Below are 22,093 nucleotides of genomic sequence, written 5' to 3'. Positions count from 1 at the left end.
CCCCGTTTAGTTCAAAGACGACCGCTTTTGTTTTGCTTCGCTTGAGCGAATAGCGCTGCCATTGTTGAATTCACTTCTTTTTGTGGTGCTTGCTTCGGCGCGGCAGGCGACCTGCGGCTTCCGCGACGCTCGCCACCACTATTGCTCGACTCCTGCTCGCTAGCCTTGTCATCTAAACGCATGGACAACGCAATTCGCTTGCGCTGCGCGTCTACTTCCATGACCTTTACTTTGACAATATCACCGGCTTTGACGACGGTGCGTGGATCTTTCACAAATTGATTTGCCAGTGCCGAAATGTGAACCAAACCGTCCTGATGCACGCCAATATCAACAAATGCACCGAAGTTGGTGACGTTGGTCACGACTCCTTCCAGAATCATGTCAGGCTCAAGATCGGAGATCTTTTCGATGCCGTCTTTGAAGCTTGCCGTTTTAAAATCGGGTCGCGGATCGCGGCCGGGCTTGTCCAACTCGGCGATGATGTCGGTAATGGTGGGAATACCGAAGCGCTCGTCGGCGTATTCGCTAGGTTTGACGGTTTTGAGGAAGCTACTGTCACCGAGCACATCATTCACAGCGCGACCGCAACGCTTCACGATCTTTTCAACGACGCTATAGGACTCGGGATGCACTGCTGAGCCGTCTAGAGGATTATCACCGCCCATTACCCGTAAAAACCCTGCAGCTTGCTCAAAGGTTTTGGCGCCAAATCGGCTGACTTCCATTAATTGCGCGCGGTTTTTAAATGCGCCGTGTTGGTCTCGGTATTCAACGATATTGGCCGAGATACTTTGGTTCAGGCCAGATACACGGGCCAGCAAAGCCGGAGAGGCGGTGTTTACGTCTACACCTACGGCGTTTACACAGTCTTCCACCACCGTTTCTAGGGTGCGAGACAAGGCAGTTTGTGAAACATCGTGCTGGTATTGGCCGACGCCAATGGATTTCGGATCGATTTTCACTAGTTCAGCCAAGGGGTCCTGCAGGCGGCGAGCGATAGAAATTGCCCCGCGAATAGTCACGTCGAGGTTTGGAAATTCACGGGCAGCGTATTCGGATGCAGAATAAATAGACGCGCCAGACTCGTTAACCATTACGCTGGTGCAGCCTAGTTCTGGGTGTGCCGAAAGTAAATCTTTAACAAAGCGCTCTGTTTCACGACTTGCTGTGCCGTTACCAATCGCGATGAGTTCAACATTGTGGGTTTTAATCATGGCAAGCAGGATGGCAGCCGATTCTGCAATTTTGTTTTGCGGTGGGGTGGGGTAAATCGCGCAGTGGTCCAGTACTTTGCCAGTGGCGTCGATTGCGGCCACTTTTACACCGGTTCGTAAACCGGGATCGAGGCCGATAGTCGCGCGCTGCCCGGCGGGCGCTGCCAGCAGTAAGTCCTTTAAGTTTTGCGCAAACACGTCAATCGCGGCGGTGTCGGCCAGCTCACGCAGCTGCCCCAATAAGTCTGTTTCTAAATGGGTGTAAAGCTTTATGCGCCAGGTCCAGCGAATCACTTCTTTTAGCCAGCTATCCGCGGCGCGACCTTCATCAACGACGTTCCAATGCTTGGCGACCATGATTTCGCAGGGGTGAACACTGCCTTCTTCTTCGTTAAATTTTATGGCTAGGCTGAGAATACCTTCGTTGCGACCGCGGAACATGGCTAAAGCGCGGTGTGAGGGGGTCGTTTTCAAGGCTTCGCTGTGAGCGAAGTAGTCGCGGAATTTCTCACCTTCCGATTCTTTGCCTGTCATTACCGTACTGCAAAGCAGTCCTTCTTCCCACAGGAAGTTGCGCAGCTTGGCGAGCAGGTCGGCATTTTCGCTGAGGCGTTCCATAAGAATATATTTGGCGCCGTCCAAGGCCGCCTTCACATCTGCGACACCTAGTTCCGCATTGATATATTCCAGGGCAAGTGTTGCGGGGTCTTGGTTTGGATTGTCGAACAAGGTGTCTGCCAGCGGCAGCAGGCCCGCTTCGATTGCAATTTGACCCTTGGTGCGACGCTTTGGTTTGTAGGGCAGGTAGAGGTCTTCGAGGCGGTTTTTGGTGTCTGCGGTGAGAATGTCCCTTTCAAGTTCCGGGGTTAATTTTTCCTGTTCTTTAATGCTATTGAGTATGCTGGTGCGACGATCTTCCAGTTCCCGCAGGTAGCCAAGCCGTGTTTCTAAGTCTCGCATTTGAGTGTCATCGAGTCCACCGGTGACTTCTTTACGATAGCGAGAAATAAACGGAACGGTAGCGCCTTCGTCGAGCAAGGCAACGGCAGCGCTGACTTGCGCTTCTTTGACGCCCAGTTCTTGGGCTATACGGCTGGGAATGGAATTCATAGGTCTGCTTAGTCTGGTTTTAGAAGCCGGACATTATGCAAAATCTAGGGGGCGGGCGCGAGCCTTGACAGCTTAATTTAAGCTGGGTCGGAAATTGCGAGAGCCTCGAATAGCGCGCAGCATTCATCGTAAAAGTAGCGAAACTCCGGTCGTAGGTGCTGAGACACCAGCGACATCACCTGAAATACTCCCTGGTGAATTAATAATTCATTGCTGGTGTTACGCTCACGGAGTTGGTTGTAATTGAGCCAGAAGGTCAGCGACATGGCGACATTGTCGCAAAGTCGCTCTAGTAGTATGTCATCGACGTCGATAAAGTTTTGCGACCGCAACTCCAAAGCAACTGCGCGAACGGCCTGCACTTTTAGCTCTAACAGTTTAGAGAATTTTTTAGCAATTTGAGGATAGCGCTGAAGAATATCATTGAGATTGCGGTACAAATAGCGATGGTTGAAGATGTGCTCAAAAACGATATACAAATAAAACCAAGCGTCTTTTGCTCCCAATGTTTTCTCAATTGGCGCGGTTAAAATATCAATTAACTCAATTTCAAATGCGGCGAATAATTCTTGAATAATTTCTTCTTTGCCGTGGAAATGATAATAGAGGTTACCGGGACTAATATTGAGTTCATTGGCAATGTCGACGGTTGTGACGTGTGGTTCGCCTTCCGCGTTAAACAGACTTAGGCTGCGTAATAATATTTTGTCGCGGGTTTTCATTGGTACATCGATATTCTTGTGAGCGAGGCCACAAGGTGCCATGAAGCGATGGTGGTGTCTAGGGCTAAGCTTGTGGTTGGAATTTTTTGCGAAAAACCACAAGGCGAAAAAATAGCCCGCAACCTATTTGACTAGGAAGCAGGCTCTTATATGCTTTTTGCTGACCGTTGCTTGGACGATCTAGCTAATCAGCGTTAAACGGCTTTCTTGGCAGGTGCCTTGCGAGCAGCTTTTGCTTTAGGCGCTGCGGCTTTGGCAGCAGGTGCAGCAGCTTTCTTGGCAGGCGCTTTGGCGGCAGCTGGTTTATTCGCTTTGGCAAGTGCGTCTACTTTCTTGCTTAAAGCGTCTAGCTTTTTCTCTAAGCGCTCTACGTCATCTACGCTGGCAGTATGACCGAAGCCAAGACTGGCACGCATTTTACTAATGCGCTCTTCAATCGAAATTGTTTTGCCAATGCTAGTTACTTCACCGAGTTTTTCACGGGCCTGGCTTTCAAGGCGAGAGCCTTTGTCAACTAAGTCGGTGAATAGGCGTGGAGTTTCTTTGCTCGCCTTTTCATAGCGATCATGGGCTTCGTCGTAGGCGCGGCCATAGGCGCCAAGCCCGGCGAGCCAAATGCTTTTCGCTAATTCGCTAGCTTGATTTGTTACGTCTTTAAGATCTTGCAGGCTTTTTTTACTTTCTTTGCTCATGGTTTTCTCCATTGCAAACGGTTTACTAAATTAAGTGGCGTATGCTTTAAGTAACATACCAACTGAAACTTGTTCTGCGCTCAGGTATGAAAAAAGCACGATGGCCAAGCGGCGCATCGTGCAAAAGCATAGGTGAGATACAGACCTAGGATTTGATACCCGAAAATAGGTATCGAATGCTTACGATGCTACGGTTTCAACCACTTCATCGCTGTTGCGAGATACTTTGCTTTTAACTTTGTCAAAGCTTTCACGCAGGGTTTTCATTTGACCTTCAACAGCTGCGTTGCTTTCGCTTTTCAGTTCTTCAAACTTGGCGATAGCCTGTGCTTTGGTGTCTTTAAACTTAGCCACTGCTTGTGATTTGTTGCTTTCAATCTTGCTGCTTAGTTCAGTTTTGCCTTCTTCGAACTTGGCAATGGTGTCGTTCTGAACTTTTTCGCCGCGGGCGACCAGACTGTCAAAGAATTCGTTGCGCTTGCTGTAAGCGTCTTTGCATTTGCTTTCAGTTTCTTTAAGCTTGGCTTCAGTTTGCTTCAGCAGATCTTGGCTTTGTTCAAAAATTTTGCCTGCCAAACCAAGATTAGCTAAAAATACATCTTTCGCTAAGGCGTTGGCTTTTTCGATTTTACTTGCTTCGGTCATACTGATGTCCTCATCCAAAAATTAGGGGGTTTTGTTTAACCCGGTTCAGCCGAGAACGACATAAACTCGCTGATTGGAGCCAAGACTACGGATTAAAATTAGAAATCGCATACTAATAATTAAGTTCGCTCCGTGATTTCCCTTATTCAGCTGATGATGAACCCTTCGCTATTGTATTTACTCGGTAATTGACGATTGCACTGTTGGCAATATTACGGTTATATAACTGTCACTATTTGTAAGCCAGAGCTCTAGCAGCTTACGCCTGTGCTGCCAGTTAGCGCCAGCGTGGTTAAGGTAGGCTAAGGGGATAAGATGGATAATAAGAATAGCGTTGCCGGTGTTCGAGCGCCGAGTTTTTTAAGTACCGCAAAAGAATTGCGGGTTATCTTCGAAATGTTGGCGATGGCGTCTTTTCGCTCTCGCTTAGATAGTATTAAGTGCGGTGATGGCCATCCGATCGTTGTCGCGCCGTCGTTTATGACTGGCGACGGTGGTACCGCGGCTATGAGGGCGTTTTTACGACGGTCGGGGTTTGCAGCTTATGGCTGGGAGCAAGGTCGAAACACGGGTTTGCGCGAGCAGGTATACCTTGATTTTGAGCGCCATGTAAAAGACTTGGCCGCTCGTTACTGTCGAAAGGTCAGTCTAGTGGGCTGGAGTTTGGGCGGTGTCTATGCGCGAACCTTGGCGAACAAAAATCCAGATATTATTAGACAGGTAATCACCTTGGGCTCGCCTATCCATATTCCTGATATGAGCGGCGTTACTGGCCCTGTTTTAAAACTATATGAGATGTTAAATCCCGGTGCGATGACGGATCCTATGTTGGAATGGGGGGACTGCTGGCGTAATACGCCGAGTGTGCCATCAACGGCGATCTACAGTGAGGGAGACGGTATTGTAGATTGGAATTTGTGCGTCGATAAAACCCTGAGTGCGCAAACCGAGAATTTACGGGTGCCGGGAAGCCATGTTGGATTAACGCATAATTTGGCGGTGATGTACGCTATCGCCGATCGCTTGGCCCAGCGCGAAGGTCAGTGGCGGCCCTTTGATTTGAGCGGTTTGCGCGGGCGAGTGTATGGCCGTACTCCTACTTTGGCAGCGGTGTAGCGTTAATCGACCTGCTGGTTAAGGAGCTCTTCTAGGCAGTGTTCTTTAACGCCATAGAAGCGTTTTAAGTCGGCAATTTGTGTCAGTATCGCGCTATTGTCGCGCGGTACTTTGCGTTTTTGCGCCAAAATCATCTTATTCTTGTTAGTGTGTTCCAGTGAAATAAACTCAAAAACCTGCGTGTCGTAATCATGTGCTTCTAACAATAGGGCCCGCAGGCCATCGGTTAGCATTTCTGCTTCTTGCCCAAGGTGAATGCCATGTTGCAGCAAGGGCGCCAGTATCGACGGACTTTTTAGCTGAGGGCGAATTTGTTTGTGGCAGCATGGCGAGCACATAATAATGTCGGCGTTACTGCGAATGCCCATATTGATAGCGTAGTCGGTGGCGGTATCACAGGCGTGCAGCGCGATCATAATATTGATATTTTGCGCCGCGAAATGCTGAACATCCCCCTGCTCAAACTTGATTCCCTGCAAGGCTAATTTGGCGGCGGTTTGATTGCATAAATCGACTAAGCCCTGCCTAAGCTCGACGCCAGTGACTTGGGGTTTAACCGTCAATGTGTCACATAGGTAGTCGTGTACGGCGAAGGTCAGGTAGGCCTTACCTGAGCCAAAGTCTGCTATATGAATTTCTTGCCGCTCGACCAGCCCTGTGTTTTCAATCGCGCCGGACAGTACCTCGATAAATTTATTTATTTGCTTCCACTTGCGTGACATGGCGGGAATAATTTGGCCCCGCGCATCTGTCACGCCGAGCGCTGCTAAATAGGGACGATCCTGTTTCACAAAGCGGTGTTTCTCGCGGTTGTGCGCTAGGTTTTGACTAAGGTCGGGCTGTGCGAGTTCAGTCTTTGCGCCTATTACACGGTGTTCGTTAATTAGCGCCTTTCCTTTTTTACTGAATCGCAGTTGAATTTCCTTGGTGTCACTTACCATGTGGGCGTTTTTGTAATGCGTAGACAGCTCTTGTGTTAGCAAAGCCAGTGACTCATTGAGGCTTAGATTTTTGGTTACGTGTCGTGTTTGATATTCGTATAAAAACGACAGCGCGACAGCGTTCTTTAGTAAAACCGGTCGAATGGTAACGCGATTTAAGTCTGCCTCGTCGCCTTGGTATTTCGAGAGCACTACGCGTTGCAGGGTATTGTCGGTAAATGCCTGCTGATATTGATCCAAGAAATATTGTATTTGTTCAGGCTGGTTAGCTGCAGACATAAGCGCTTCGGTTCGGTGTGAATTAGTTGCTGACAGTATAGAGTAAAGACGGTACAGATTATTGGGACGAAAAAAAGGGCAGCCTGGCTGCCCTTAATATGCTTACCTTATTGCTCAGCCTTTAGGGCCTGCGGCAACGATAGCGTCAGAAACATCAAACTTCTTGATGTTCTCCTGGAACAACTTAGCCAATTTGCTGGCCTCGGTGTCATAGGCATCGACATCGCCCCACGCTTTGCGCGGGTTAATGTATTTTTCGTCGACACCTGGAATTGACTTGGGAATCGTCAAGTTCAAGGCTTCTAAGGTTTCGGTTTCAGCACCGATCAGCAAACCATTCTGGGCCGCCGCAACCACAGCGCGAGTGACTGGAATTGGGAAGCGTGAGCCAGTGCCGCCAGCGGCGCCTGAACCACCAGTCCAGCCAGTATTGATTAAGTAAACTTGCGAGTCGAAGTCGTCAATGCGCTTCATCAGCAATTCAGCGTATTCGCCAGCTGCGCGAGGCATAAACGGCGCGCCGAAGCAGGTAGAGAAGGTCGGGTGAATACCAGCTTCTGCGCCTAGTTCGGTTGAGCCAACACGTGCGGTATAGCCACTTAGGAAGTGGAATGCGGCAGCTTCTTTAGACAGAATGGAAATAGGTGGGATAACACCTGACACATCACAGGTTAAGAAGATAACGGTTTTCGGTTCGCCAGCGGCGTTTTCGATAACACGTTTCTCAACGTTCTCTAGCGGATAGCAGCAGCGGCCGTTTTCGGTCAGGCTGGTATCGTCGTAGTCAGCGTGGCGGCTTTGCTCGCCAATCACCACATTCTCTACAATAGAACCAAAGCGGATCGCGTCCCAAATAATGGGCTCGTTTTTCTGGCTTAGGTTGATCGTTTTTGCGTAGCAGCCACCTTCGATATTGAACACCGAGCCTTTCGCCCAGCCGTGCTCGTCATCGCCGATTAAGTAGCAGCTTGGATCCGCTGACAGAGTGGTCTTACCCGTGCCAGACAAACCAAAGAATAGGGTGGTGTTGCCTTGCTCATCTACGTTTGCAGAGCAGTGCATTGGCATAACGTCTTTTTCTGGCAGCAGGAAGTTCTGAACAGAGAACATCGCTTTTTTCATTTCGCCTGCGTAGCGCATACCGGCGAGTAACACTTTGCGCTGTGCAAAGTTAATAATGACACAGCCGTCAGAGTTGGTGCCGTCGCGAGCTGGATCGCAAACAAAACCGGCGCAGTTGAGGATAGTCCACTCTTCCTTGCCTTTTGGGTTGTACTTGCTGGGGCGCACAAACATATTGCGGCCAAACAGGCCTTGCCATGCGGTTTGGGTGTTCACAACAACGGGAATGTAGTGATCTTCGTGAGCGCCAACATGGAGATTAGAAACAAAGCTGTCGTGGTCTGCGAGGTAGTCTTCTACGCGATCCCAAAGAGCGTCAAATTTTGCTGCGTCGAAGGGACGGTTTACGCTTGTCCAATCGATTGAGTCAGAGGTAGATGGCTCTTGAACAATATAGCGATCGCCGGGAGAGCGGCCGGTGCGTTTTCCGGTAGTCACAACTAGCGCGCCGGTATCAGCTAATTGGCCTTCGCCACGGCTGAGGGCCTGCTCAATCAATTGCGCGGGGCTTAAATCTTTGTAAATCGTCGTTTCAGCACTCATTCTCTGTTTTCCTGTCACGTAATCCTGAGAGCAGCCTGGGTCTAGCAGCGGGGTCGGAGAGCAAGGAGAACCCCCATGATGGCTGGTAATTTGGGGCGCCATTATTACAAAAAACCCATAGCAGCGCTAACCTTTGATCACATAAATCTGCGTTTGGGTATTTTTGCGGATTTAGTGCCGCGTTATGGGGATGTTTTGATCGAACATGGCAGCGATGTCTGTCGGGCTAAATTGATATAAGCGATTGCAGAACTCACAGTTGGTTTCGATTTGCCCTTGTTCTTGAATAATGTCGTTCAATTCCGCCTGACCAATAGATATCAGCGCCTTTTCGACCCGTTCGCGGCTGCACTGACAGCGCGCGATCAATGGTTTGGCGTCGAATAAGCGCACGGCGTCTTGATGGTAGAGACGGTAAAGCAAGGTGTCGGCATTTAGGGTGAGTAGTTCTTCGTCTTTTACGGTATCGGCAATGGTAACGAGGTGTTGCCAGCGGTCTTTGTCTGGGGATTTGCTGGGTAGTTCTTGCAGCATAAGACCGGCGGCGCTATTTGCGTCAGCGCAAAGCCAAATGCGGGTGGAAAGTTGCTCGCTTTGTTCGAAATAGGCTTCTAAGCAATGCGCAAGGCTGTCGCCGGCCAGGCTAACGATCCCTTGGTAGCGCTTGCCATGTTTCGGCTCAATGGTCATCGCGAGCTGGCCATTGCCGATTAAACTTTTAAAGTCGAGATTCATTGCCTGATTTGCGTCGTGGGCGATGGCCCTGAGTTCGCGCTCGGAATTGGCCTCAGCCATAATCAGCGGAATTTCACCGTCACCGCGAACTTGCAGAATGAGGGAACCCTCGAATTTAATGGTTGCACTCAGCAAGCTGGCCGCAGCAAGAAATTCGCCTAGCAAATTGGCCACGCCAGGTGGGTAGTGATGGATAGTGAGAATTTCTTGATAGCTTTTTTCCAAACGAACGTGTTCTCCGCGGACATCGGTATTGTCGAAAATAAAACGGTTGATGCTGTCGCTCATAGGAATACGGACTTTGGTGACTTAATAAAGGCGGAATTATACGGCTTCTAGCGTAATTTATCTTTGCTCAGCGAGAAATAAGAGGCGTGCTTGAAGTTCACTAGACAATAACTAGGTTTGCAGCAGGTGGGCTGCAAAAAGGATCTTCACCTACGCTGAGTACGGACGGCTATTGAGCAAATTGAGAGAGCCGCCTTAGCGATGTCCGGGCAATAGGATCAAAACACTCGGCAATTTGCTAGGTTTCGTCAGTTATACGCTGAAAGCGATGAATTTGCCGGCGCTGCTTTTTATTCGGGCGCTCGGGATGTGCGAAGGCGCTGCCCAGTGCCTTGCGGTCTGCTGCGTCTTGCTCCCGGGCGGCGATACTCTCTGCTGTTTCAGTGTATAAGAGCGCCGCTTCTGGTGCACCGCGGCGCTGGTCTGACAGGGCAATAATGTCGACGACTTTGGTGTCGAAGCCAACGCGAATGGTAAGTTGGGTACCCACCTGCACTTCTTTACTCACTTTACAGCGGTCGCCATTGTATTGGACTTTACCACCCTCAATAGCTTGTTTCGCCAAGCTGCGGGTTTTAAAAAAGCGCGCCGCCCACAGCCATTTATCGATGCGAATTCCACTTTGGGGTGTTTTATTCATAGCATTGCTAATTTGGTCGTCGTCATCAAGATTGACGAGTAATGGGTAAAACTTCGGCAAAGCTTAACACCGCTGGATAGGTGAGTGAATCCCGCACGGCTTGCTTGCTATCTGGTTGGCGTAAGGTAAGCAGGTGGCGAATACCAAAGGCGGCTGCGGAGTCTAAAACGCTGGCGGTATCGTCGACGAGCAGACTGCGAGTGGGGTCAAAATGCCAGTGTTGTTGTAGCTTGCGCCAAAACTCCGTGTCTTCTTTTGGGATGCCGAGTTCGTGGGAGCTAATGATTTTGGATATATGCTCACCCAAATCTGTGTGTTCAAGTTTTAGGTCTAAGCTGCCGCGATGGGCATTCGTAACCAGCCACACGTCGCAATGACTGGCCTTTAGTGCATGGAGAAACTCATTGGTACTGGGGTGCGGGGCGATGAGGTGGGCAACTTCACGTTTAAGCGCAACAATGTCGAGTTTTAACTGATCAGACCAATAATCCAGGCAATACCAGTTAAGTGAGCCTTTCTCCGCCATGATGCGGCTCATAAGCTGGTCGTTAATTTTTTCTGGGTCGCCGCCGTGTATGTCTGCGTAACGGCGGGGTAGGTGTTGGGTCCAAAAAAAGTTGTCGTAGTGCAGATCTAACAGGGTGCCATCCATATCGAGGAGGACGGTATCAATTGCGTGCCAATCAATCATAGGGTGCCATCGTTAATGGCACGGGATTAATTTACAACCCGTACCTGTCTGAATTTCGTGCTAACCGCGTCGCGCATTTCAATAACTTCGGCATAGTTGACGTTTAACCACCATTCTGCGCGGTTACTACCAAATTGGCTGATAGCACTTAAGTTGCGACGAATTTCATGGAAAATTGCGCTGTCTTGTTTGCCTGAGTTATTCATTGTTGACGCCCTCATGTACTTAATGATCTGGTAAATCGCTTACCGAGTGATCAAGGTACGTGGGAGGAGCTGTTTGAAGTATAGGGAAAAGCACTTACTGAGTGAACCCGCGTATGAAAACTGTGAACAAGATCTAGTTTTTCTGTGTCACAGTGCGACCCGATTGGGCACTTTATATCAATCGGATCGCGATAAGCCTGTATTTGGCCTCAGCGGCTTTGATTTCCGCTGGGTATTTCGTTAAATGCGAGGCCTTTGTCGGCGCGGGGCTCTTGCGGCAGGCCAAGTACCTGTTCGGCAATGACATTGCGCATAACCTCATCGGTACCGCCTGCTAAACGTATGCCAGGGGAAAACAGCACGGTTTTTTGGAAGTGTGCTTGTTGTTCGGCAATGTTTGGCTCGCAAATAACGCCGGCGTCACCTAGCAGCTGTATCGCGTAATCGGCAATATCTTGATTCATTACCGCGCCCACCAGCTTACCTAATGCAGCTTCAGCGCCAGGCATTCCACCTTTGGCAACGGCGGTTAGCATGCGGTTTGTCGATGCCTTTATTCCCGCGTGTTTGTAGTACCACTCGGCAAGACGCTCGCGCACCGCTGGGTTAGCACTGATTGGCTCGCCGTCTATGTGCAGGGTTTTGACTAATTGTAAAAACTCTGGGAATCCATCGGGTTGAACACCAGCAATGGCTAATCGTTCGTTCATTAACACCAATAGCGCGGCGCCCCAGCCACCGCCGACCTCGCCCAAGCGATAGGCATCGGGTATAACGGCATTATTGAAAAATACTTCATTGAAATGGGCGCCGCCGTCCATCTGTTTGATGGGTTTAACTTCAACACCGGGCTGGTTCATGTCGATAAAGAACATGGTCATACCGCGATATTTAGAGATAGTCGGGTCGGTGCGGCAAAGTATTACGCCGTAGTCGGAATGCTGCGCGCCGGATGTCCAAATTTTTTGGCCGTTAATTATCCAATTGTCGCCGTCAGCGATCGCGCTGGTGCGCAAGCCGGCGACATCTGAGCCTGCACTGGGCTCAGAAAACATTTGGCACCACACCGTTTCAGCGCTGGCCATGGGTGGCAGCAGCGTTTGTTTCTGCTCCTCTGTGGCGAAATGCATGATGGCGGGGCCGCAATTGCCGATACCAATCACAAAATAGCCATCGGGTTCGGCGTAGTTTGCGACTTCTTGTGACCAAATGACTTTGTGAATATCGCTGAGGCCAGCGCCGCCGTATTGTTTGGGCCAATTCAGGCAGGCGTAGCCCGCATCGGCGACTTTTTTATACCAAGCTTTGGCATCTTCGTAGGCGTCGGATTGATCTTTGCGTCCGCCACCCGCAGATTTTGCGGTGGCGTTGGCTTGTAACCAGCTCCGTATTTCGGCGCGAAACGCGGCCTGTTCAGGTGAATCTTTAAAATCCATGCTTATTCCTCAGCAATACTATGGCGGCTTAGGCGGCGAGAAGTCGGTCGACAAGCAGGCTTTTCCAATAGGGATTGCCACCTAAAAGGGTCGACAGCGCTTGTGCGCGACGGTAGTAAAGGTGGCAGTCGAACTCCCAGGTAAAGCCCATGCCGCCGTGGGCCTGTATGTTTTCTTTGCTGCAAAGATAGTAGGCGTCTATGCCGCTAACCCGTGCTGTTGCTGCGGCGAGAGCCAGTTCTGGAGCATCGGCGGACAGCGCCCACGCGCCGTAATAGGCATTGGACTTGGCGAGTTCTTTTGCCACAAACATATCGGCCAGCTTGTGTTTAATAGCCTGAAATGAGGCGACTTGGCGACCAAAGGCGTAGCGATCGGTGGTGTAGGCTTTGGCCATGTCGATGGCGGCTTCGCAGCCACCGACTTGTTCAAATGCCAGCAAGACCGCCGCCCGGTCGAAAACACGACTTATCGCAGCTTTGGCAGAGAGTGTGCCGCTAAGCTTGATCGCGGGCGTGTTGTTAAAAACCAGCTCCGCACGCGGCAAGCTTGGGTCGAGGCTATTCTGAGTTGTACACTGAATACTATTGTGGTGTAAATCCACCAGATATAACTGCAGTTCATCTTGCTCGTCGCTAGCGGCGACAATAGCGCGATTTGCAATCATACCGTGTAAGACCGCTGATTTACTGCCATTGAGGGTGTCGTTGCTTGCGCGGCAGGATGACTTATCGCTGCCAATCGCCACCGTACTAATCACTTCTCCGCTTGCCAGTTCTGGTAGCCATTCAGCTTGTTGTTGCTCTGATGCTGCAGCTTTGATGATTTCGGTGCCGAGATACACCGAGGCGATAAACGGCACCGGCGCCAGAGAGCGGCCCAATTCGGTAGCGATAACGCATAGTTCGAGATAGCTGAGGCCGAGACCGCCGTGCTGCTCTGGGATACTAATAGCTGGCCAGCCCAAGGCAATAATTTGCTGCCATAAGGCCTCATCAAAGCCGCTGTTGGTATCAATAACTTGGCGTACAACGCTGCTATTGCACTCTTTAGCCAACATTGATCGCGCTTGATCCTGGATATTTTTCTGGTCGTCAGAAAAGTCGAAATTCATAGCTTGCCCCTTTGCATCTGACGCGGAATTACGATGCTCCGAAGCTTAGGCGGCTGGCTAATAAGGCACAATAGCAAAATTGACCAAGAGAATACCGGATGGGGCCAGCGGGCAAATTGCCCGCTGTGATTAAAGCGCTAGTGCTTTGAGGCTGGCTTTGAATTGTTCTTTCGTAGAGGGCAATTGGCGATAGGAGAGTACCAGCCGACCGACAATTGGAATGAGGTCTTCGAGATCTACGCTACGATTGTTACGCGCGTTGTAAGCTTCTAATGGTTCTTTTAGTAGCTCGCGCCAGTGCTCAACAGACTCATCTGTGTCTATATGCGGTGCGGTTTCTGGGCCATTCGCACCCGAAACAAGATCCAATTTACCAGCTTCAGGCGGTTTATAGCTGGCCGCAAACCATATGCACTCTTCGAGCATTAAGGGGAAGTTATTGTCGTACAGTTTGGCAATATCGTAAATTTTGACGAACATGCGTTCGCGCTCGATATCAATTAGCGCGGCAATGATGTCCGACTTGCCGTTAAAATAGCGATATACCGTGCGACGAGTGACGTTCGCCACTTTGGCTACATCTTCTATCGTCGTGGATTTGATGCCTTTGGTAATGAAACAATCAACGGCGGATTTGAGAAGGATTTTTTTACCAGTGTCGAGATCATCTACCCTGGCTCCGTTTCCCCAGCGTTTGTTTGTTTTCATCCTTTGCACCTTGCTAAATTTGCAGTGTCACTATCTTAGCATGTTGTAATCTTGTCTTTGCGTCTAAAAGGTGCTTATTTTATAGGGGATTGTACGTAGTTCTGCTGTCAATTTTGCCCGTTTCGCCCTTGTCGGCTGGGTGACAGTGCTAACATTGCTCGGCATAATGCCGATCATTCACACAGAATAAGAGGCCATTATGCAATTTGCGAATATCACAGGTTGGGGAAAATGCTTGCCGCCTGCGGTGCTTAGCAACGAAGATTTGGCCACGTTTCTAGATACCTCTGACGAGTGGATCTCAACACGTACTGGCATAAAAGAGCGCCGTATTTCCCATGTGTCTACCGCGACGCTCGCTAGTTTGGCTGCTAAGCGCGCCTTAGCCGCTGCGGGTTTAGATGCAGCCGAATTAGATATGGTGATTTTAGGCACAGCGTGTCCCGACACATTAATACCCAATGCGGCGTCTTTTGTTCAGGCCAGTATTGGCGCGGTGAATGCAGCGGTTTTTGACCTTAATGCGGCGTGCACCGGCTTTGTATACGGTTTGAGTATCGGCACCGCTATGATTCGCAGCGGCGCGATGAAAAAGGTGTTGGTCATTGGCGCTGACCGTATTCCTTACTTTCTCGATTACACGATACGGGATGTATCGGTGCTGTTTGGCGATGGTGCTGGCGCGGTGGTCTTAGAGGCCTGCGATGAAGAGTGCGGTTTGATCGCAGAAAAATTGGGCTGCGACGGCGAAGCGCGAGATATATTAGCGGCGCGAGATTCAGGTACGGTACGCGAGCGCTTTGCTGGAGTTGACGGTTTTTTTGATGTGAATTTTGAGGGTCAAGAAATTTTCAAACGAGCGGTTCGCGGCATGGGGCAGGCCATCACCAGTGTGCTGGAGAAGTTGGCATTAGAGCCCGAGCAAATTGACCTCTTGGTTCCGCATCAAGCAAATTTAAGAATTATCGATACCTTGGCGAAACGAATGAAATCCCCACCGGAAAAGGTGGTGGTTAATATAGAGAAGTACGGCAATACGTCCGCTGCTACCGTGCCGATTGCATTATGCGAAGCCTTGGAAGAGGGCCGTATTCAACCGGGTGATAAAATTTTAACCGCCGCCTTTGGCGCAGGTTTAACCTGGGGCGCTGCGGTCATTAAATGGGGCTCACGGATTAGGCCATTGGCGGAGTGTCACGACGAGCTGCCAGAAAATGACAAAACAGCCCTGGAACTACTTATGCCTTGGGTTGAGGGCTGTCGAGCGGCAGTGGCGGAAAAAGCGAAGTAGCTTTTCTCACTGGCAATAAAAAAGGCCGCTACATTCGCGCGGCCTTTTTTATTGCTGTTTTAACCGCTCGCTAATGTTGCGCTGGCTTTTCCAGCACGAACTGATAAACGTCGATGGAATTACCGCGGAAGCCGCCCTCGCAATAAGTTAAATAGTAATGCCACATTCTTTGAAAGCGTTTATCAAAGCCCAGTGGCGCAATCTCTTCCCATCGCTGATGGAATTTATCGCCCCACTCACGGAGGGTGCGGGCATAGTCTAAGCCGAAGGCTTCTTCATCGGCGACACTCAAGCCCGCTAGTTCCGCTTGTTTCTTGAAGATGTTTGGTGTTGGCAGCATGCCGCCGGGGAAAATATAGGTCTGAATAAAGTCGGGATTAGTGCTGTACTGCGCAAAACGTTTGTCTTCAATGGTGATAATTTGCACCGAGGCTTTGCCACCCGGCTTGAGGCGCTTGCAGACAGTCTCGAAGTAATTTGGCCAATATTTTTCGCCCACCGCTTCTAGCATCTCAATAGAGACAATGTGGTCGTACTCACCCTTGGTATCGCGATAGTCGGTGAGACTGAACTCGGCACTGCCCAGTGTCGCCGTTTTGGCTAAGCGCTGTTGAGCAAACTCTAGCTGTCGCTCAGAAAGCGTGATGCCATGCAGGGAGACTTTCTTTTGGCTGCAGACTTGTTCCGCAAACCCGCCCCAACCGCAGCCGATTTCGAGAATGCGGTCGCCGTCTTTGATATCAAGCAGATCTATGATCCGCTGATATTTAGCGTACTGCGCTTCGGCCAGCGTTTGATGATCGTCGGTGTAATAGGCAGCCGAGTAGGTCATGCTGGGATCTAGCCACTGCTGGTAAAATTCATTACCTAAGTCGTAGTGATAGGAAATATTGCGTCGGCTGCCACGTTTGCTATTGGCATTGCGTTGATGCCGCCACTTTTGGAAGGCACCCTCGATTTTGCCACTGTCCAGCATGCCGCCAAAATAGTCTTCGTTAATGACAATCCATTCCACTAACATCGCGACGTCGGGGCTGTCCCAGTCGCCATCCATATACGCTTCACTCCAGCCCACTGAGCCGCCGGTAAAGGCTTTGCGTACAGCCTTCCAGTTGTGCAGCACAATCACGGGGTTGAAATGATCGCAGGGGTGTTCGCCGAATTCAATGCTGTTGCCGTTGGGCAGGGTGAGCCGCAAAACACCTCGCTTTGCATGTGATAGTGGGGCGAGAACTTTCGCAACCATTTGCTGTTGGCGCTTCGCCCACCAGCCAGTACCGATATTATTTTCGAGAGCAGCAGTGGCTGTCTTCATAGTGAACCCTTAGCATTTTCTATCACAATTATTGGTCAATACGTGAAACTGACGCTTTCGGTTCAGCTGGGCGAGGTACTAATTTCACACCTTTGATAAAAAGTTTTAGGGCTTCCCAGTGAATACCGACTACGGCCTTAACGGTCATTAACGGCAAGCTGACAAGATTCTTAAGTAACTCCCAATCTGAGAAAGGACGTCTTTCGCCCCGGAATACGGCGTGAAGAAGCGGCTTTTCGTGCTCGGTCTCGCGAATTGCCAAGCTGATACGCTCAGTCGGCAGGTGCATTCGAAAATGATAGCGCACAGCCATGGGAATAAATGGCGATACGTAAAAATTTTTATCGCATTGCTGGCGGACTATACCTTTGCCCTGGTCGCTTTCAGATACGGGGATTAAGTAGGTATGGCGCTGCTTAAACGTGTTACTGACTTCGTACAAGATAGCGAACAGCTGCGAATCGTCACCGTAGCAATAATAAACGCTCAGCGGATTGAAGGTGAATCCTAAAATGCGCGGGTAGCAGAGCAGGCTTGCGGACTTAAGAGGGGTACTTACGCCGTGCTCGAGTAAGGTGCGCTCAAGATATTCGCGCGGCGCTTCACCGCTGCCATTGCCGACGTCGCGATTGTAAAAGCTAAAGAAGTTAAAACTATTAAACGAGAACAGCTTGCAGCGGTGTGCCGTCTCATCCAGTTTGTCTAGGTCGAATAAAAAGCTGCTCATGCGATACACAAAGCGATGTTTGCGCGGATAGAAGCGATGGTGCATCACTTCTCCACAGTATATCGCCGTGTGATCGTCGGCAGTCATGCCGCAGCGGTTAAGGTGCTTGCGGCGTGCACGTGGATGCGGTCGCTGGCCTTTTCCGTATTCCAAGGCCGCGCAACGCCACCTAATTGTTCGGCGACGGCAAGGCCTGATTGAATGCCATCTTCGTGGAAGCCATAGCCAAAATAACTGCCGCAAAACCAGGTACGCTGTTTGCCCTGCAGGCTCCAAAGGTGTTTTTGCGCATTGAGGGCGGCATCGTCGAACACCGGATGTTGGTAGCTAAACTGCTCGTAAACCAAATGTTTTCTCGGTCTGCGTAGCGGGTTTAGGGTAACAATTAACTGCTCGTTACAGGGCAAGTGCTGCAGGGAATTCATCCAGTAGCTAACCGATACTTTGCTACCATCTTGTTCTCTGTCGGCTAGATAGTTCCAGCTCGACCACACTTCACCGAGCACTGGCATTAGTTTTTCATCGCGGTGCAGTACGGCGTCATTTTGCTCGTAGGCAAAGGCACCTAGCAGGCGTTGTTCATCGGCATTTGCGTCGTCGAGCATCGCTAGCGATTGATCGGCGTGACCGGCCATCACGACATGGTCAAAGCGGTGATTTTCACCATTGTTGTCGGTGATTATGACGTGGTCGTGAAAGCGACGCACTTTGGCTACTTTGCAGTTTAGTCGGATATCGCCAGTGAAGGTTTGCTGAATACGCTTTACGTACTCCCGCGAACCGCCTATGACCGTTTGCCACTGGGGGCGCTCGTTAACTTGTAGCAAACCGTGATTGTCGCAGAAGCGCAGAAAGGTTTTGGCTGGGTAGGCCATGAATTTTTCTACCGGCGTTGACCAAATGGCGGCTCCCATCGGGAGCAGGTGATCTTGGCAAAAGCCGGGGCCAAATTTCTCGCGTTCTAGTAACTCGCCCAAGGACATATCGTCTGGCAGTGAATGCAGCCAAGCTGCGCTTTGTTTATAAAAGCGCAGTAGGTCGCGGATCATGCCCCAAAATCGCGGCCGGAAGAGATTTCGTTTTTGCGCAAACAAGGTCGATATTGAATTAGAGCCACTGTATTCCAAGCGGCCTTTATCTAGCGATACGCCGAAGGACATATCGGTGCCTTGATAGACAACGCCTAGCTCTTTGAATAAGGCGATCAAGTTGGGATAGCAGCGTTGATTAAACACAATAAAGCCGGTATCGACGGCAACGGTACCGGCGCTGGTCATCACATCAACGGTATTGGTGTGGCCGCCTAAGCGCGAGTCTTGCTCGAACAAGGTGACCTTGTGATGCTTGCCGAGCAGCCACGCGCTGCTCAGGCCAGAAATGCCCGAGCCTATGACGGCAATATTGAGAGGCGCGCTTGGTGTTAGTGTTTGCATAGAAATATCAGTGATCTCACAATCTCGTTGTTACGTATACTGCCATTGATCAGATCACTTTGCGTGAGTCTGCAATGGGCCGTCCTTGGCCGCTACGGAGTTTGTATGCGGAGTCCTTTAGCCTATTGGCGATTTATTCGCTATGCGCTGCCCGGCTTGCCGCTGGCGGCATTGGGGCTGCCGTTTTATATCTATGCGCCGCTGTGGTTGGCTGAGCAAGGTGGCTATGGTTACACCGTGGTGGGAACCATATTTATTCTAGCTCGCTTTAGCGATGTTGCCAGTGACCTGCCTGCTGGTGCGTGGGTAGATCGTCACGGCAGCGGTCGAGCACTGTGGTTGGGCTCTTGGCTTTTAATTGCTGCCAGCGCAATGTCATTGGCATTTATTCCTCATCCTTGGCCGCCAAGCATACTGGCGCTCGCGCTGGTACTACTCATGCTGGGTTGGACGGGTATTACTGTACCGTGGTTGGCCTTGCCTGTGAACCTCTCACAACACAATATGGATCGTCTGCGTTATAACAGTAGTCGCGAGGGCACGCTGTTATTAGGTACTTTAATAGCCATGTTAGCGCCCGCGCTCGTGGCGCCGTCATCTCTACCCTCGGCACTAATCGTGTTGCTAGCGGCGCTGTTTGTTGCCGTTTATTTGCAAGGTAGTCAGAATTTTTCTGCCGGCGCGAATAGTACCCTAAGTGTTAAGGTCTTGCTGGCTGATTGTCGGGTGCGGAGCCTGGCGCTGCCCTGGTTTGTGAACATGTTTGCAAATGCGATACCCGGAGCAGTCTTACTGTTGTTTATGCGAGAGGTGTTAGGCGCCGAAGATGCGGTGCCGATGGCACTACTTAGTTATTTTTTAGCAGGTTTAATTGGTGTGCCGTTTTGGTATTTTCTGGCGAAAAAGCTGGGTGACCTGCGCTCTTGGCGAATTGGTCTGTGCTGCTCGGCGCTGCTGTTTAGTTTTGCGGCATTACTTGGCGAAGGCGATGTGTACTGGTTTATCGCAATTAGTATTGGTACTGGCTTGATGCTGGGTGCAGATCAGGCTCTACCTTCAGCGATGCAAACCGGCTTGGCGCAAGCGTTGTCTAAAGAGCATGGGGGTGCTGCGCTGGGGGCAAGAATGTTTGCACTGTGGAGTATGCTGAGCAAAGCGGCAATGGGCTTGGCGGTGGGTGTGTCTTATTTATGGCTGGGTAGTCAGGCAGACATTGACGTGCCGCCAGTGTGGGCAATTACGGCGGCTTACGTGCTTGCGCCGGTAGTCCTGAAATTATGCGTGTTTTATATGCTGGGGCGCGAATCAGTGGCTTGGCTTGGAAAGAGGGCAGATGTATGAATCGCAAGCAAAAAGTGTGTGGCAGGGTTTGGCGCAGGACCTGGCTCAATTCTCTGATGATGGCGGGCGTGATATTCATGCAAAGTGTTGCCCAAGCCACCGAGTGGCAAACGGTCAGCAGCGAGACCTACACCTTGTTGTGGAAAGACCTGACCTTTACCCGATTACAAGTAGATCCTCAGCAAGCATTGCCCGAGAACGGTGATATTTTAAACCCGAGTTATGCAAAGCAAATTATTATTGAATACAAGGTCGGTGTGTCCGCCGAACGTTTTCAGAAAATGACCAATAAGGCTTTAGAGGGTGCGTTTAGCGAGCAGGAGTTGGCGCCGGCAGCTGCTGATATCGCCCGCTTTTGCAGCTGGTATTTAGCGGTTGAGAAGGGAGATCACTACCAACTCACCTGGGTGCCAGACGAGGGGCTTGGCTTGGCTTTGAATGGCCGGCAGCTGGGCATTGTTAGCTCACCTGAGTCGGCGGCGATTATTTTGAGCGTATGGTTGGGCCGAGCGGCGGTAAGTGAGGAGCAGCGCGACACCATGCTTGCCGCATGGCGCGAGGCGTTGAGTGGCTAAATACCATTGACTACCCTCCAAATTGGAAGGCAGTCACTGCGGTTAGCGCTTCCGAAGAATGAGGCTGCCGATGGAGTAACCGGCGCCGAAGGAGCAAATCACGCCGATATCGCCAGCGGCTAAATCTTCATGATGTTTTGCAAACGCAATGATCGAACCCGCTGAGGCGGTGTTGGCATACTCGTCGAGAACAATCGGTGCCTCTTCAAGGGTGGCGTCGCGACCCAGCAATCGCTTGCTGATCAAGAGATTCATATTGATATTGGCTTGATGCAGCCACCAGCGTTTCAACTCGGCGACTTGAATACCGTTGCTGTGCAAATGAGTCTCAATGTGGTCGGCGGCCATGGGGCACACTTCTTTAAAGACTTTGCGACCATTTTGATGGAATAGCATATCCGCAGCATAGGGGTCTTGGTCGGTTGTCCGCGATGTGTAGCCAAAGTTTGAGCGAATGTTATTGGAGTACGCCGTCACACATTTGGTGCTTACCACATCGAAGGCGTGGGCAGATTGGCACGATTCGCTGCTCTCGACCACCACGGCTGTTGCCACGTCGCCAAAAATAAAGTGGGAATCCCTATCCATGTAATTAACTTGCGGAGAGGTGAGTTCAGGGCTAATGACTAATACACCTTTTGACGTGCCGCATTTTATTGCGTCAACGGCTCGCTCCAAGCCAAAAGTGGCTGCCGAACACGCGACTAGCATATCAAAACCAAAACCTTCGATTCCTAAGGCCGCTTGTACTTCAATCGCAATCGCGGGATAGGAGCGTTGAGTGTAGGCACAGGACACAATGACCATATCAATATCAGCAGCCGTTTTATTTGCGGCTATAAGCGCCTTTTTTGCTGCGGAAATAGCCATCTCTGCTTGATGCGAGACCTGCTCATCATCGCGTACTTCCAGCAGCGGGCGCATACGATGGATATCTAAAATACCTTCTTTTGAATAGGCGTAGCGGCTTTTGATGCCAGATGCTTTTTCAATAAAGGCGGCAGTGGAGAGTGGCTTAGCGTCTAACTCGCCCGCTTCAATAGCAGCGTGATTCTCGTGGTTAAAGTGTTCGGCCCACGCGTTGTAGCTACTTACGAGTTCTTCGTTGCTAATGCTATTTGCTGGGGTCCATAGGCCCACTCCGCTAATAACGACTGAGGAGTTCATGTTTGTAATCCCGATATTATTTTAAAGTGGCTTATACAC

Annotated in this window: 21 protein-coding genes; 4 read left to right on the top strand and 17 right to left on the bottom strand. The window is 50.5% G+C overall.

The annotated features are described in order from the left end of the window. Positions 1–11: 11 nt before the first annotated feature. The 4 genes from KXJ70_RS09290 to KXJ70_RS09275 form a co-directional block, all read right to left on the bottom strand. Positions 12–2,327, bottom strand: a complete 2,316-nt coding sequence (locus KXJ70_RS09290; protein WP_219043230.1) for a Tex family protein — start codon at positions 2,325–2,327, stop codon at positions 12–14. Between the two features lie 77 nt (positions 2,328–2,404). Further along, a complete protein-coding gene (locus KXJ70_RS09285) occupies positions 2,405–3,049 on the bottom strand; it encodes a TetR/AcrR family transcriptional regulator (RefSeq protein WP_219043229.1) in 645 nt (214 codons plus the stop codon). Between the two features lie 194 nt (positions 3,050–3,243). Continuing rightward, positions 3,244–3,741 (bottom strand): phasin family protein, encoded by a 498-nt coding sequence (locus KXJ70_RS09280; protein ID WP_219043228.1) that lies wholly within the window; start codon positions 3,739–3,741, stop codon positions 3,244–3,246. Between the two features lie 180 nt (positions 3,742–3,921). Beyond that, the gene (locus tag KXJ70_RS09275) at positions 3,922–4,386 is read right to left on the bottom strand and encodes a hypothetical protein (protein WP_219043227.1); all 465 of its coding nucleotides are present in this window, start codon (positions 4,384–4,386) and stop codon (positions 3,922–3,924) included. A 315-nt stretch (positions 4,387–4,701) separates the two neighbouring features. On the opposite strand from KXJ70_RS09275, the gene KXJ70_RS09270 reads away from it, so the two are divergent. Further along, positions 4,702–5,502, top strand: coding sequence for an alpha/beta fold hydrolase (locus tag KXJ70_RS09270; RefSeq protein ID WP_219043226.1), 801 nt, complete (start codon positions 4,702–4,704; stop codon positions 5,500–5,502). Between the two features lie 2 nt (positions 5,503–5,504). Here KXJ70_RS09270 and KXJ70_RS09265 read toward each other — a convergent pair whose 3' ends face one another. The 9 genes from KXJ70_RS09265 to KXJ70_RS09225 form a co-directional block, all read right to left on the bottom strand. Further along, entirely contained in the window at positions 5,505–6,722 is a 1,218-nt protein-coding gene (locus KXJ70_RS09265) for a class I SAM-dependent methyltransferase (protein ID WP_219043225.1), read from the bottom strand. A gap of 114 nt (positions 6,723–6,836) precedes the next feature. After that, on the bottom strand, positions 6,837–8,489 hold the full coding sequence (locus KXJ70_RS09260; RefSeq protein ID WP_255558379.1) for a phosphoenolpyruvate carboxykinase: 1,653 nt from the start codon (positions 8,487–8,489) through the stop codon (positions 6,837–6,839). A gap of 69 nt (positions 8,490–8,558) precedes the next feature. Then, positions 8,559–9,410, bottom strand: a complete 852-nt coding sequence (gene hslO / locus KXJ70_RS09255; protein ID WP_219043223.1) for an Hsp33 family molecular chaperone HslO — start codon at positions 9,408–9,410, stop codon at positions 8,559–8,561. A 238-nt stretch (positions 9,411–9,648) separates the two neighbouring features. Further along, positions 9,649–10,050: an RNA-binding S4 domain-containing protein gene (locus tag KXJ70_RS09250; RefSeq protein ID WP_219043222.1), complete on the bottom strand. Its 402-nt coding sequence runs from the start codon at positions 10,048–10,050 to the stop codon at positions 9,649–9,651. Positions 10,051–10,075: 25 nt separating this feature from the next. Continuing rightward, positions 10,076–10,741, bottom strand: coding sequence for a GMP/IMP nucleotidase (gene yrfG, locus KXJ70_RS09245; RefSeq protein ID WP_219043221.1), 666 nt, complete (start codon positions 10,739–10,741; stop codon positions 10,076–10,078). A gap of 26 nt (positions 10,742–10,767) precedes the next feature. Continuing rightward, positions 10,768–10,947 carry a hypothetical protein gene (locus KXJ70_RS09240; protein WP_219043220.1) on the bottom strand — a complete coding sequence of 60 codons (180 nt, stop codon included), beginning with the start codon at positions 10,945–10,947 and terminating at the stop codon, positions 10,768–10,770. 209 nt (positions 10,948–11,156) lie between these two features. Continuing rightward, a complete protein-coding gene (locus KXJ70_RS09235; RefSeq protein WP_219043219.1) occupies positions 11,157–12,383 on the bottom strand; it encodes an acyl-CoA dehydrogenase family protein in 1,227 nt (408 codons plus the stop codon). Positions 12,384–12,411: 28 nt separating this feature from the next. Beyond that, positions 12,412–13,497 carry an acyl-CoA dehydrogenase family protein gene (locus KXJ70_RS09230; RefSeq protein WP_219043218.1) on the bottom strand — a complete coding sequence of 362 codons (1,086 nt, stop codon included), beginning with the start codon at positions 13,495–13,497 and terminating at the stop codon, positions 12,412–12,414. A 129-nt stretch (positions 13,498–13,626) separates the two neighbouring features. Further along, a complete protein-coding gene (locus tag KXJ70_RS09225) occupies positions 13,627–14,205 on the bottom strand; it encodes a TetR/AcrR family transcriptional regulator (protein ID WP_219043217.1) in 579 nt (192 codons plus the stop codon). Positions 14,206–14,404: 199 nt separating this feature from the next. Between KXJ70_RS09225 and KXJ70_RS09220 the strand changes: the two genes are divergently transcribed. After that, entirely contained in the window at positions 14,405–15,496 is a 1,092-nt protein-coding gene (locus KXJ70_RS09220; protein ID WP_219043216.1) for a ketoacyl-ACP synthase III, read from the top strand. A 70-nt stretch (positions 15,497–15,566) separates the two neighbouring features. Here the strand turns inward: KXJ70_RS09220 and KXJ70_RS09215 are convergent, their stop codons facing one another. Genes KXJ70_RS09215 through KXJ70_RS09205 form a run of 3 tightly spaced genes read right to left on the bottom strand, consistent with a single transcriptional unit; the run spans position 15,567 to position 18,971 of the window. Beyond that, positions 15,567–16,811: an SAM-dependent methyltransferase gene (locus KXJ70_RS09215; protein WP_219043215.1), complete on the bottom strand. Its 1,245-nt coding sequence runs from the start codon at positions 16,809–16,811 to the stop codon at positions 15,567–15,569. Between the two features lie 28 nt (positions 16,812–16,839). Continuing rightward, positions 16,840–17,625 carry a DUF1365 domain-containing protein gene (locus KXJ70_RS09210; protein ID WP_219043214.1) on the bottom strand — a complete coding sequence of 262 codons (786 nt, stop codon included), beginning with the start codon at positions 17,623–17,625 and terminating at the stop codon, positions 16,840–16,842. Beyond that, on the bottom strand, positions 17,622–18,971 hold the full coding sequence (locus tag KXJ70_RS09205) for an NAD(P)/FAD-dependent oxidoreductase (protein ID WP_219043213.1): 1,350 nt from the start codon (positions 18,969–18,971) through the stop codon (positions 17,622–17,624). The genes KXJ70_RS09210 and KXJ70_RS09205 overlap by 4 nt, the downstream gene beginning before the upstream one ends. Positions 18,972–19,076: 105 nt before the next feature. On the opposite strand from KXJ70_RS09205, the gene KXJ70_RS09200 reads away from it, so the two are divergent. Together KXJ70_RS09200 and KXJ70_RS09195 are read left to right on the top strand one after the other, a co-directional pair. Beyond that, positions 19,077–20,312, top strand: coding sequence for an MFS transporter (locus KXJ70_RS09200; RefSeq protein ID WP_219043212.1), 1,236 nt, complete (start codon positions 19,077–19,079; stop codon positions 20,310–20,312). After that, positions 20,309–20,887: a chalcone isomerase family protein gene (locus KXJ70_RS09195; RefSeq protein WP_219043211.1), complete on the top strand. Its 579-nt coding sequence runs from the start codon at positions 20,309–20,311 to the stop codon at positions 20,885–20,887. The genes KXJ70_RS09200 and KXJ70_RS09195 overlap by 4 nt, the downstream gene beginning before the upstream one ends. 42 nt (positions 20,888–20,929) lie before the next feature. On the opposite strand, the gene KXJ70_RS09190 is transcribed toward KXJ70_RS09195, so the two are convergent. Beyond that, on the bottom strand, positions 20,930–22,054 hold the full coding sequence (locus tag KXJ70_RS09190; RefSeq protein WP_219043210.1) for a beta-ketoacyl-ACP synthase III: 1,125 nt from the start codon (positions 22,052–22,054) through the stop codon (positions 20,930–20,932). Positions 22,055–22,093: the final 39 nt, after the last annotated feature.

The organism is Zhongshania aquimaris, from assembly GCF_019312595.1.
Lineage (GTDB): Bacteria > Pseudomonadota > Gammaproteobacteria > Pseudomonadales > Spongiibacteraceae > Spongiibacter > Spongiibacter aquimaris.
The sequence above is the reverse complement of the archived record's forward strand: the minus strand, read 5'-3'. Positions and strand labels throughout refer to the sequence as shown.

What these genes read in the sequence shown, in the direction of transcription:
- KXJ70_RS09285 (WP_219043229.1), bottom strand. Translation starts at nt 3,049, where the DNA reads ATGAAAACCCGCGACAAAATATTATTACGCAGCCTAAGTCTGTTTAAC.
- yrfG (WP_219043221.1), bottom strand. Translation starts at nt 10,741, where the DNA reads ATGATTGATTGGCACGCAATTGATACCGTCCTCCTCGATATGGATGGC.
- KXJ70_RS09220 (WP_219043216.1), top strand. Translation starts at nt 14,405, where the DNA reads ATGCAATTTGCGAATATCACAGGTTGGGGAAAATGCTTGCCGCCTGCG.
- KXJ70_RS09215 (WP_219043215.1), bottom strand. Translation starts at nt 16,811, where the DNA reads ATGAAGACAGCCACTGCTGCTCTCGAAAATAATATCGGTACTGGCTGG.
- KXJ70_RS09240 (WP_219043220.1), bottom strand. Translation starts at nt 10,947, where the DNA reads ATGAATAACTCAGGCAAACAAGACAGCGCAATTTTCCATGAAATTCGT.
- KXJ70_RS09265 (WP_219043225.1), bottom strand. Translation starts at nt 6,722, where the DNA reads ATGTCTGCAGCTAACCAGCCTGAACAAATACAATATTTCTTGGATCAA.
- KXJ70_RS09280 (WP_219043228.1), bottom strand. Translation starts at nt 3,741, where the DNA reads ATGAGCAAAGAAAGTAAAAAAAGCCTGCAAGATCTTAAAGACGTAACA.
- hslO (WP_219043223.1), bottom strand. Translation starts at nt 9,410, where the DNA reads ATGAGCGACAGCATCAACCGTTTTATTTTCGACAATACCGATGTCCGC.
- KXJ70_RS09275 (WP_219043227.1), bottom strand. Translation starts at nt 4,386, where the DNA reads ATGACCGAAGCAAGTAAAATCGAAAAAGCCAACGCCTTAGCGAAAGAT.
- KXJ70_RS09260 (WP_255558379.1), bottom strand. Translation starts at nt 8,489, where the DNA reads ATGGCGCCCCAAATTACCAGCCATCATGGGGGTTCTCCTTGCTCTCCG.
- KXJ70_RS09270 (WP_219043226.1), top strand. Translation starts at nt 4,702, where the DNA reads ATGGATAATAAGAATAGCGTTGCCGGTGTTCGAGCGCCGAGTTTTTTA.
- KXJ70_RS09200 (WP_219043212.1), top strand. Translation starts at nt 19,077, where the DNA reads ATGCGGAGTCCTTTAGCCTATTGGCGATTTATTCGCTATGCGCTGCCC.
- KXJ70_RS09235 (WP_219043219.1), bottom strand. Translation starts at nt 12,383, where the DNA reads ATGGATTTTAAAGATTCACCTGAACAGGCCGCGTTTCGCGCCGAAATA.
- KXJ70_RS09190 (WP_219043210.1), bottom strand. Translation starts at nt 22,054, where the DNA reads ATGAACTCCTCAGTCGTTATTAGCGGAGTGGGCCTATGGACCCCAGCA.
- KXJ70_RS09205 (WP_219043213.1), bottom strand. Translation starts at nt 18,971, where the DNA reads ATGCAAACACTAACACCAAGCGCGCCTCTCAATATTGCCGTCATAGGC.
- KXJ70_RS09250 (WP_219043222.1), bottom strand. Translation starts at nt 10,050, where the DNA reads ATGAATAAAACACCCCAAAGTGGAATTCGCATCGATAAATGGCTGTGG.
- KXJ70_RS09230 (WP_219043218.1), bottom strand. Translation starts at nt 13,497, where the DNA reads ATGAATTTCGACTTTTCTGACGACCAGAAAAATATCCAGGATCAAGCG.
- KXJ70_RS09195 (WP_219043211.1), top strand. Translation starts at nt 20,309, where the DNA reads ATGAATCGCAAGCAAAAAGTGTGTGGCAGGGTTTGGCGCAGGACCTGG.
- KXJ70_RS09225 (WP_219043217.1), bottom strand. Translation starts at nt 14,205, where the DNA reads ATGAAAACAAACAAACGCTGGGGAAACGGAGCCAGGGTAGATGATCTC.
- KXJ70_RS09210 (WP_219043214.1), bottom strand. Translation starts at nt 17,625, where the DNA reads ATGACTGCCGACGATCACACGGCGATATACTGTGGAGAAGTGATGCAC.
- KXJ70_RS09290 (WP_219043230.1), bottom strand. Translation starts at nt 2,327, where the DNA reads ATGAATTCCATTCCCAGCCGTATAGCCCAAGAACTGGGCGTCAAAGAA.